The following is a 9,559-nucleotide window of genomic DNA, read 5'->3' as shown; positions in this document are numbered from 1 at the left end:
ACACCAGCGCGCTGAACTCCGAGGGAACCGGATGACCACCACCAAGCCGATCGGCGCCCCGCCCGGCTGGACGAACTCCACGTCGGCCCGCAGGCTCCGGTCACGCAGCCAGGCGGCGGCCGCCGACTTCACATATCTGTGTCGCGCGCACCGTGCAGTAGTGGGCGACCAGTTCGATGACCCGGTCCGCGGCAGCGCAGAGGGGCGAGTTGCCGAACAGGTCCCACATCGACCGCCGGACCCGTTCCAGATCGTGCAGGCACCGCAGAGCCTCCCACGCCTCCTCGACCAGTGGCTGGAGCTCCGACACCGGATCCAAGCCAAGCTCAGGGTGGACCAAGATGGTGGAGATGTCCTTGCACCCCTTGATGTGATCAAGAAAGACCACGACCTCGTTCAGGTCGCACTCCACCATGACAGGCACCTCCGCGAGTGGCGAACCGGGAGCAACCCAGGAGCTGGACAGCTGCACCCATCGCGCGAGCACCCGCGTGACCGGAAAGATCAACACGAGGAACACCACCGCCAGCTCGACCAGGACGGCCACCGCGGCCCAGCGCCCCGTGAAATCCCGCTCCAGAACCCGCGCCTGAACGTCGACTTCACCCCTCTGCGCGGCGACGAGCCGGCGACCGAGGGTCTCTCGCAGGCCGCGTGAGCCCATGTCCCGAGTCGGCGGCCGTCACATCACCGCTCCACCCGGTCGGGCGCGAGCGGGTCGATGCTGTCGGGGTGGCCGGCGTCACTGGCTGCGCCGCACCGATCCGTCATGCCCGACAGAACGGCTTTGAATCGAGCCCCACCACCAGCGGGCTGCATGGCGGCCGTGGCCGAGATCCGCGCCCGGCAATGTCGCTGAGGGCTTCGGCGGCCGGGATCGAGCCGAACTGGTCAGCCAGCTCCCGCCGTCGGCCGCTGTGCGAGACGCGGTTGCGGCGTGCCTTCCGAGCCCGTTCAGCACGTACTGGCGGGACACGATCTTCCAGCCGACCTACCCCCAGCAGCCATTCCCCATGACGCCGCACCACCTTTGCCGCCCACGGAAGCGTTCCAGCGCCACCCCGACATCGTCGATCTGCCGCTGGGGCCGATGACCCTGCGCAACTCCGTCGTCGCGGGCAACACCGTCGACGGCGCCGCCGACGACTGCGAGAAGGCGTTCGCCACCATCACGTCGCTGGGTCACAACATCGACGGCGACGGCAACTGCCGACTGACCGCCGCGGGTGATCTGCCGAGCCGTGATCCGCTCGTCGGACCGCCGGCGGACAGCGGCGGCCCCACGGACACCGTGACGCTGAGTGATGGATGAGAGCCCCGAGTCTGCGCCACACCCTGGCCCGCACCACAGCCGCCGTCGCGGCCCTGCTCCTGTCACTGACCGTTCCCCCGCCCACTGCCCGCGCCGCTTCCGGCCCCGACTCCCCGGTCGCCGCCCCGCCCACCGGTGAGCTCCGCTGGCGTCCGCCGCGATCCGCGGCGCGGTGGTCCGGCGTAAGGGATGCGACCGAACCGGCCCACCCCTGCCCCCAGTTACCGCTGACGCTGGCGATGACGACCTTTGCCGCGGGTATGGCCCTCGCGGTTGAGGCACTGGGCGTCGGCGGCCTGTTCGAGGGGCAGCCGCTGGGTGCCGCCGGCGCCGGGGACCAGTCCCAGGTTCACCTCGGGAAGCCCGATCCTGCTCTTCGACGTCGCAACCCGGTAATGGGCGCCCAGCGCGAGTTCCAGTCCGCCGCCGAAACATGTGCCGTCGATCGCGGCCACGACGGGCTTGTCCGCGGGTTCCAGAGCCGCGATGACGTCGCCGAGGGTCGGCTCCGCGGTGGTCTTCGGGGTGCCGAACTCCGTGATGTCGGCCCCGGCGGAGAAGAATCCCTCGCGGCCGGTGAGCACGACGGCATCGACGTCGCCGGAGTCGAGGGCATGGTGCAGACCCTGCACCATACCCTGCCGTGTCGCGTGGCCGAGCCCGTTGACCGGCGGATTGTCGAGGCGGAGGATCGCTGTGCGTCCGATGGCGCTGTACTGGGTGGACATGGGTGACACCACTTCCTTGACGAATCTGTGGTCACCGCGGGTCGGGGAGAGCTGGAGCGGGGGATGACAGGGACATTTCCTGGTCACCGCCCTCCGTCGGCCGCGGCCGGGCGAAGCGCATGAGTCCCTCCTGCGCGACGGCGGCCACCAGACGCCCGCCCGTGTCGAACAGCCTTCCGCGGGTGAGCGCCCGGCCGTGCTCGGCCGAAGGGGAGACCTGGTCGTACAACAGCCACTCGTCGGCGCGGAAGGGACGCAGGAACCACAGCGAATGGTCCAACGACGCGCCCTGTACGGCGGTTTGCGGATGTGGCAGGCGCGCGGAGCCCAGCAGCGCCATGTCGCTGAGATAGGTCAGTGCGCAGGCGTGGACGGCAGCGTCGTCCGGCAGCGGGCGGCCGTACCGGATCCACACCCGCTGGCAGGCCGGCAGCCCCGGGACGTGGCCTCTCTCGCCCCCGGGCACCCATCGCATGTCCCAGTGGCGCCACTCCGCGGGCCGTGGCATGCCCCAGCCGTTGATGCGGTCGGACTCCGGGATGTCGTCAGGTGCCGACACCGCCGGCATGTCCACCTGGTGGGAGAACCCTTCATCCCCGCGATGGAACGACGCCGTCACCGTGAAGATCGCCTCCCCCGCCTGGACCGCGGTCACCCGGCGGGTGCAGAAACTACCGCCGTCGCGCAGCCGCTCGACCAGATGGTCGGTCGGCTCGTGCGGGCGGCCGGGCCGCAGGAAGTAGCCATGCAGCGAGTGAGCCGAGTACGACCGGTCGAGGGTGCGCGCCGCGGCCATCAGCGACTGGGCGGCGATCTGGCCCCCGAAAGTCCGCGCCCACTCGCTGGGGATCGGGCCTGACCGGAACCGGTCCGGCCCGGTCTCGTCGAGGGCCAGGACCTCTGGCAGGCCGGCCATGCTGGGGCTCCTCTCGCTCGTCACGCGGATGTCTTGCCGCGCAGTTTCGCGGCGCAGGATCTTGCCGCTGGTTGTCTTGGGCTGCTCGTCCCGGATGCCGACGGTCCGAGGGGCCTTGTAGGCGGCCAGGTGCTCGCGGCAGTGGGCGACCAGCTCTTCGGGCTCGACGGATCCTCCAGGCCTGAGGCTGACGAAGGCCGCCACCGTCTCGCCGCGTTAGGGGTCGGACACACCGACCACGGCCGCCTCGCGCACGGCGGGGTGCCGGTAGAGGACGTCCTCGACCTCGCGCGGCCACACCTTGAACCCGGAGGCGTTCCGGCGAAGATTCGCGCGTCGTACAGCGTTTGCAGGTCCAGTGGGCCGGCGGTGAGCGCTGTCGTCACCCCGGCCGCGACAGCACGCTCTCGGACGTGTTCCGTCCAGGCCCGCTCATCGCACACGATCGCCGACACTCCCGCGTCGGTGAGGATGTGCGCGAGCTCGTCCCGGTACATCGGATTCAGTGGTACGACCGCGCCGCCCGCCTTCCAGGCACCGAACAGCGCCAGGACGAACTGCGGAACGTTCTGCAGGTACAGCGCCAGCCGGTCGCCGGCACGGAAGCCGCGCTCGAACAGGTGGTGCGCCACCCCGTCGGAGAGCTCGTCCACTTCCCGGTAGGTCAGCGTCCCACCGAGGTAGCTGATGGCCGGGCCCTGGGGGGCAGTGGACACCGCGTCGGCCAGCAGCTCCAGCGCGGTGCGGGCCGGGACCGGTTCCACCTCCCGCAGCCTTTCGGTGTACTGCGCCGTCCACGGCCTGTCGTCGAACCAGCTCATCGCCGCCGAACCGCCTTTCAGGAGAGAGTGTGGAGGGGCTTACGCGTGGCGCGGATCACCTGCACTTGCGACCGGTCAGCGCGTCCCGGAGATCCCGCCGTCCACGGGGATCACAGTGCCGGTCAGATAGGCGCCCGCGCGGGAGGCCAGGAAGATCGCGGGACTCGCGATGTCCTCCGGGGTGCCGACACGGCCGAGGGGCACGCGGTCGACCACGGCGTCCCGCAATTCGGGGTCGTCCAGGACGTGCGCCATCATCTTGGTCGGGAAGGGGCCAGGAGCAAGGGCGTTGACGGTGATGTGTTCACTCGCCAGCGTCGCGGCCATCTTGCGGGTCAGCATGTGCACCGCCGCCTTGCTCGCGACGTAGGAGAAGTTGTCGGACGCGGAGACCACTAGCCCGTCGATCGACCCGATGTTGATCACTCGCGCGGGGTCCTCCGCGGTGGCGGCCGCCCGCAACTGCGGCAGCAGCCGTTGCGTCAGCGAGAAGACCGCCTTGACGTTGACGTTCAGCACCTTGTCGAAGCCCGAGTCTGGGAACTCGCCGATCGGCGCGCCCCAGGCGGCTCCCGCATTGTTGACGAGGACGTGCAGCCGCGGCGCGACCTGGGCGACCCGCTCGGCCAGACTCTCGAGGCCCTCGGCGGTGGACAGGTCCGCCGGGTGCGCCAGACAGGTTCCGGCGCCGGCTGACGTCAACGCGGACAACTCCGCTGCCGCCCGCTCGCACGCCTCGGCGTTGCGGGAACTGATGATCACCGTGGCGCCGGCCGCCACAAAACCGTGCGCGATCATCAGCCCGATTCCGCGTGAGCCGCCGGTCACCACCACGGTCTTTCCGCTGACGTCGAACAGCGCGGCGGGATTCACGACATCACCCCGCGCAGCCCTGCCGCGCCCATACACGCCATACCGATCGGCGTACGCGCCGTCGATACGATGACTGCTTGGCTCATCACCGCTCCATTCCTATGTACGTGAGTGTCAAAGTCCCGTGAGCAGGCGATCGGTTCAAACACCTGCCGTGTCCGCGATTTCGTGGGCCTTCGCCACCAGCGCGTCGATGCGCTCCACGGTCGGAGTCCCGGACGCGGCCTTGTTCCGCGGTTCGTCCATCGCGCGGCGCATGACGCCCTCCGCGATGATCGCGACCTTCCACAGGCCCATCGCGTGCCAGTAGCCCAGCGCCGTCAGGTCGCGTCCCGACGCCGCCGAGTAGGCCGCCACGAGTTCCTCGCGGGTCGGGAAGCCTTCGAGAGCGGTCGCGGCGAAGTCGCCCGAGGTGTTCTCACCCTTGGCCGGCCAGTAGGCCAGCAGGCTGCCCAGGTCCGCCAGCGGATCCCCCAACGTCGACAGTTCCCAGTCGAGCACCGCGGTCACCTCCCCGCTGTCGTAGGAAGTGATGACGTTGCGCAGATGGAAGTCGCCGTGCACGAGCGTCAGTTCGCGCTGCTCCGGCACGGCTGCGACAAGGCGCCGGGTGAGGTCCTCCAGGGCGGGCAGCTCGCGGGTCCTGGACCTCTCCCACTGGGCCGACCACCGCTTGAGCTGACGCTGCGCATACGGCTTGTGGCTGGCCAGACCGGTCAGCCCGGTCGCCTCAAGATCGACCGCGTGGACCTTCGCCAGCGTCCGCGGCAACGACATCCCGATCGCCCTGCGGCGCTCGGGCGTCAACGACCGCGCGATCGACATCCTGTCGACGACCTGGCCGTCCACGAACTCCATGAGCAGCAGCGGGACGTCGGTCACGGCCGGATCGTCGGTCAGCCCGAACACCCGCGGGGTCGGGACGGCGGTGCTCTGCAGGGCGGTCAGAATCCGCGCCTCGCGGGCCACGTCGTGCGCCGACGCCAGCAGGTGACCCAGCGGTGGGCGCCGCAGCACCCAGCTGCGGCCGTCCTGATCCTTTACGAGATACGTCAGATTCGACTGGCCCAGCCCGATCCGCTCGAAGGCCAAGGGCCCGGCGAAGTCGACGCCGAGGGAGGCGAACCAGCGGCCCACCGCCCCGGCGTCGATTCCGACGATGTCCGCGCTAGACACCGATGCCAGCTCCTTGCCTGAACGGGAGCGCGTCACCGAGCAGTTGACCGCCGTCGATCACCATGGTCTCACCGGTGATCCAACTCGCGGCGTCCGAAACGAGGAAGGCGACCGCGGAGGCGATGTCGGCAGGCTCCCCGATGCGGCCCAGCGCCACCGCGGCGGACACCTCCTCCTCGTGCTCCTTCCACAGAGCTTCGGCCAGCTTGGTGCGCACCACACCCGGTGCCACCGCGTTGACGCGTACCTTCGGCGAGAGCTCCAGGGCCAGTTGCTTGGTGACATGGATCAGCGCGGCCTTGGAGGCGTTGTACAGCCCGATGTTCGCCTCGGATGCCATGCCGCCCACCGACGCGGTGTTGACGACCGCGCCGCCGTGCTCCCCCATCCAGGCCCGCGTTGCCAGACCCGTCCACAGGACGGGAGCCCACAGGTTCACGTCGAAGGTTTTCGCGAACCGGCCGTGGTCCTGGTCGATGACCGGCCCGAAGGCCGGGTTGGTGCCCGCGTTGTTGACGAGGATGTCCAGGCTGCCGAAGCGCTCTAGTGCCAGATCCACACAACGCCGGGCCGCCTCTTCGTCGACCGCGTGCGCACCGACGCCGACCGCCGTGCCCTTAACCTGGGCCGCGGCGGCGTCCGCCGCCTCCTGGGAGCGGGAGGTGAGGACGACGTTTCCGCCGGCCTCCGCGATGGCCTGGGCGATCGCCAGCCCGATGCCGCGCGAGGCGCCGGTGACGACGGCGGTGCGACCGGTGAGATCGAGTCCTGCCATCTCAGCTCACCACCGCCGTCGCCGCGTCGCGGTACTGCCGCAGTTCCTGCTTGGCGATGGCCCGCTTGTGGACCTCGTCGGGACCGTCCGCCAGCCGCAGCGTCCGCAGATGCGCGTACATCATGGCCAGCGGGAAGTCGTCGGTCACCCCCGCTCCGCCATGCACCTGGATCGCGCGGTCGATGATCTTCAACGCGATGTCGGGGGCGGCCACCTTGATGGCTGCGATCTCGGTGCGCGCTTCCTTGTTCCCGACCGTGTCCATCAGGTACGCGGCCTTGAGCGTGAGCAGGCGGATCATCTCGATGTCGATACGCGCTTCCGCGATCCAGTCCTGGATGTTGGAACGTTCGGCGACCGGACTGCCGAAGGTCACCCGTGACTGTGCGCGCCGGCACATCAGTTCCAGCGCCCGCTCGGCCGCGCCGATGGCCCGCATGCAGTGGTGGATACGGCCGGGCCCGAGCCGGGCCTGGCTGATCGCGAAACCCTCACCCTCGCCCTTGAGGAGGTCCTTGGCCGGCACCCGGACATTCTCGAAGGTGATCTCCGCATGGCCCTCGCGATCCGCGTACCCGAACACCGGGAGGTTGCGGACCACGGTGACGCCGGGGGCGTCGATCGGGACGACCATCATCGACTGCTGGCGATGCGGGGCCGCCGTGGGGTCGGTCTTGCCCATCACGATGAGCACCTTGCAGTTCTTGTGCATCGCGTTCGAGGCGAACCACTTGCGGCCGTTGAGCACGTACTCGTCGCCGTCGCGCTCCATCCGCAGCTCGATGTTGGTGGCGTCGGAGCTGGCGACACGCGGCTCGGTCATCGCGAAGGCGGAGGCCATCGTGCCGTCGAGCAGGGGCTTGAGGTACTTCTCCTTGTGCTCGTCGGTGCCGAAGAGGGTGAGCACTTCCGCGTTGCCGGTGTCGGGCGCGTTGCAGTTGCACGCCTCGGAGGCGATGTGGCTGCGGCCCATGATCTCCGCCAGCGGCGCGTACTCGAGGTTCGTCAGACCGGGGCCCCACTCCGGGTGCGGGTGGAACAGGTTCCACAGGCCACGCCTGCGCGCCTCCGCCTTGAGCTCCTCGAGGATCGGCGGGTGGAAGTGCGGGTCGCCCGACGCGCGCATCTGCTCGTCGTACACCGCCTCGGCGGGGTAGATGTGCTCATCCATGAACTCGAGCAGATCCGCCCGGTACTTCTTGGCGCGGTCCGACATCTCAAACAGGGACATCCGAACTCCTTACGGGTAGGGAGGGAAAGTTGGGCGGGCGCTTGTCCAGGTGACTGGCCACGCCTTCGACGACGTCGGACCCGCGGAAGGCCCGGAGCATGAGGTCTTCCGCCCGGGACACGGAATCGGCGTAGGCGGCGTCCGCGTCGTTGCTCAGTTGGCTCTTGATGGTGGCCATGGATGCCGGGGAGCAGCGCCGCGCCAGATCGGCGGCGTACGCGACGGCGGCATCCACCACGCTGCCGGTGGGGACCAGGTGGTCGAGGAGTCCGATGCGGAAGGCCTCCTCGGCATCGACCATGCGACTCGACAGCAAAAGGTCCGCTGCCCGGCTGTGCCCCACCAGCCGGGGCAACAGCCAGGAGATTCCGTACTCGGCGATCAGCCCGCGTTGCGCGAAGGCTGTGGTGAACCGGGCCGAGGGCGAACCGAAGCGAAGGTCGCAGTAGAGCGCCTCCACCATGCCCAGGCCGGCGGCCACCCCGTTGATCGCGCCGATCAGCGGTTTGCGCAGGGTCCGCGGAAGGTCCCGCGGACGGCGCGGTGGCCGGTCCGCCTCGGAGGCCTCACCGACCGCCTGCAGCAGTTGCAGGTCGGCTCCCGCGCAGAATCCGCGTCCCGCGCCGGTGACCACGACGGCACGTACGTCCGGGTCGTCCTCGGCGGCGTCGAGCAACGCGAAATAGCGGTCCTCGAGTTCGTCGTTCCAGGCGTTCAGCTTGGCGGGCCGGTTGAACGTGACCAGCAGCACCGGCCCTCGGTGTTCGGCGAGGACGAGCTCGCCCGGCGGTACGCCGGTCACGCCTGTGCCAGCAGGGAGCTCTGGTAGCGGCGCATCCCGCGCAGCCAGCGGTCGTAGTCCGAACCCTTCTGCCGGTACATCTCTAGAACGTCCTCGTGCGGCAGGATCAGGAAGCGCTCGTCGTCCATCGCGGCCAGGACGGCGTCGGCGACTTCGGCCGGCTCCAGGACGTCACCGGCGGAGGTGACGGCCCGTGTCGCGGCTCTGCCCAGCGCGTCCCCGGAGTCCTCCCCGGCGGACAGCATCCTGGTGTTCACTCCCATCGGGCACAGACAGCTGACCCGGACCCCGCGATCGCCGTAGGTGACGCTCAGCCACTCGGCGAAGCCGACGGCCGCGTGCTTGGTGACGGCGTACGTGGCGGAGCCGATCTGGGTGAGCAGCCCGGCCGCCGAGGCGGTGCTGACGAAGTAGCCCTCACCGCGCTCGAGCCACCGGGGTACCAGCAGCTTCGCCGCACGGATATGGGCTCGCAGGTTCACGTCGATCGAGAGGTCCCAGTCCGGCTCGCTCGCGTCGAGGCCGGGTGCCCCGCCGATGCCCGCGTTCGCGAAGTAGAGGTCGACCGGGCCGAACGTGCTCTCCGCCAGGTCGATCAGCTCCTGAATCCGGGCGGTGTCCGACACGTCCGCGCCGGCGCTGACGGTGCTTCCCGGGTGGTCGGCGTTGACTGTCTCCGCCACCGCCCGCGCGGCCTCCGCGTCGAGGTCTGCGACGACGACCCGGGCACCCTCGCGGGCGAGCCGTGCGACCAGCGCGCTGCCGATGCCGCCACCCCCACCGGTGACGATGGCGACTCTTTCTGCAAGGTTCACGGCAACCCTCTCCGTCGACGGGGCGTGCGATGCGCCCGACTTTTATAATTGAATCCGACGTCAAGTTCAATAGTTGCGCACACGGAACCGCATGAAGAAAGCCGCCCAAC

The 9,559-nt window shown here is 69.6% G+C and carries 10 protein-coding genes and 2 pseudogenes; 2 read left to right on the top strand and 10 right to left on the bottom strand.

Going from position 1 to position 9,559, the window contains the following annotated elements:
* Positions 1-100 precede the first annotated feature (100 nt).
* A complete protein-coding gene (locus ACFWYS_RS44540) occupies positions 101-664 on the bottom strand; it encodes a hypothetical protein (RefSeq protein ID WP_384782381.1) in 564 nt (187 codons plus the stop codon).
* 366 nt (positions 665-1,030) lie between these two features.
* Here ACFWYS_RS44540 and ACFWYS_RS44535 point away from each other — a divergent pair, with 366 nt between their 5' ends.
* Positions 1,031-1,312, top strand: a complete 282-nt coding sequence (locus ACFWYS_RS44535) for a hypothetical protein (RefSeq protein ID WP_384782379.1) — start codon at positions 1,031-1,033, stop codon at positions 1,310-1,312.
* Positions 1,309-1,500 (top strand): annotated as a pseudogene (locus ACFWYS_RS44530) (carboxylesterase family protein); the annotation flags it as partial. The gene ACFWYS_RS44535 and the pseudogene ACFWYS_RS44530, both read left to right, overlap by 4 nt.
* A 33-nt stretch (positions 1,501-1,533) precedes the next feature.
* On the opposite strand, the gene ACFWYS_RS44525 reads toward ACFWYS_RS44530, so the two are convergent.
* From ACFWYS_RS44525 to ACFWYS_RS44485, 9 genes and pseudogenes are all read right to left on the bottom strand, one after another.
* Positions 1,534-2,040 (bottom strand): enoyl-CoA hydratase/isomerase family protein, encoded by a 507-nt coding sequence (locus tag ACFWYS_RS44525; protein WP_384782377.1) that lies wholly within the window; start codon positions 2,038-2,040, stop codon positions 1,534-1,536.
* A 31-nt stretch (positions 2,041-2,071) separates the two neighbouring features.
* The gene (locus tag ACFWYS_RS44520; RefSeq protein ID WP_384782385.1) at positions 2,072-2,956 is read right to left on the bottom strand and encodes an acyl-CoA thioesterase; all 885 of its coding nucleotides are present in this window, start codon (positions 2,954-2,956) and stop codon (positions 2,072-2,074) included.
* A gap of 45 nt (positions 2,957-3,001) precedes the next feature.
* Positions 3,002-3,777 (bottom strand): annotated as a pseudogene (locus ACFWYS_RS44515) (class I adenylate-forming enzyme family protein); the annotation flags it as partial.
* A gap of 75 nt (positions 3,778-3,852) precedes the next feature.
* On the bottom strand, positions 3,853-4,650 hold the full coding sequence (locus ACFWYS_RS44510; protein ID WP_384782375.1) for an SDR family oxidoreductase: 798 nt from the start codon (positions 4,648-4,650) through the stop codon (positions 3,853-3,855).
* A 141-nt stretch (positions 4,651-4,791) separates the two neighbouring features.
* A complete protein-coding gene (locus tag ACFWYS_RS44505) occupies positions 4,792-5,826 on the bottom strand; it encodes a phosphotransferase family protein (protein ID WP_384782373.1) in 1,035 nt (344 codons plus the stop codon).
* On the bottom strand, positions 5,819-6,601 hold the full coding sequence (locus tag ACFWYS_RS44500; protein WP_384782371.1) for an SDR family oxidoreductase: 783 nt from the start codon (positions 6,599-6,601) through the stop codon (positions 5,819-5,821). Before ACFWYS_RS44500 ends, ACFWYS_RS44505 begins: the two co-directional genes overlap by 8 nt.
* Position 6,602: 1 nt before the next feature.
* Positions 6,603-7,832 (bottom strand): acyl-CoA dehydrogenase family protein, encoded by a 1,230-nt coding sequence (locus ACFWYS_RS44495; RefSeq protein ID WP_384782369.1) that lies wholly within the window; start codon positions 7,830-7,832, stop codon positions 6,603-6,605.
* Entirely contained in the window at positions 7,819-8,634 is an 816-nt protein-coding gene (locus ACFWYS_RS44490; protein WP_384782367.1) for an enoyl-CoA hydratase-related protein, read from the bottom strand. Before ACFWYS_RS44490 ends, ACFWYS_RS44495 begins: the two co-directional genes overlap by 14 nt.
* On the bottom strand, positions 8,631-9,449 hold the full coding sequence (locus ACFWYS_RS44485; protein ID WP_384782365.1) for an SDR family oxidoreductase: 819 nt from the start codon (positions 9,447-9,449) through the stop codon (positions 8,631-8,633). Before ACFWYS_RS44485 ends, ACFWYS_RS44490 begins: the two co-directional genes overlap by 4 nt.
* Between the last annotated feature and the right edge of the window lie 110 nt (positions 9,450-9,559).

It is taken from the genome of Streptomyces sp. NPDC059010 (assembly GCF_042740355.1).
Classification (GTDB): Bacteria; Actinomycetota; Actinomycetes; order Streptomycetales; family Streptomycetaceae; genus Streptomyces.
This window is presented reverse-complemented; position numbering and strand designations above follow the sequence as displayed.

What these genes read in the sequence shown, in the direction of transcription:
- ACFWYS_RS44540 (WP_384782381.1), bottom strand. Translation starts at nt 664, where the DNA reads ATGGGCTCACGCGGCCTGCGAGAGACCCTCGGTCGCCGGCTCGTCGCC.
- ACFWYS_RS44525 (WP_384782377.1), bottom strand. Translation starts at nt 2,040, where the DNA reads ATGTCCACCCAGTACAGCGCCATCGGACGCACAGCGATCCTCCGCCTC.
- ACFWYS_RS44520 (WP_384782385.1), bottom strand. Translation starts at nt 2,956, where the DNA reads ATGGCCGGCCTGCCAGAGGTCCTGGCCCTCGACGAGACCGGGCCGGAC.
- ACFWYS_RS44500 (WP_384782371.1), bottom strand. Translation starts at nt 6,601, where the DNA reads ATGGCAGGACTCGATCTCACCGGTCGCACCGCCGTCGTCACCGGCGCC.
- ACFWYS_RS44495 (WP_384782369.1), bottom strand. Translation starts at nt 7,832, where the DNA reads ATGTCCCTGTTTGAGATGTCGGACCGCGCCAAGAAGTACCGGGCGGAT.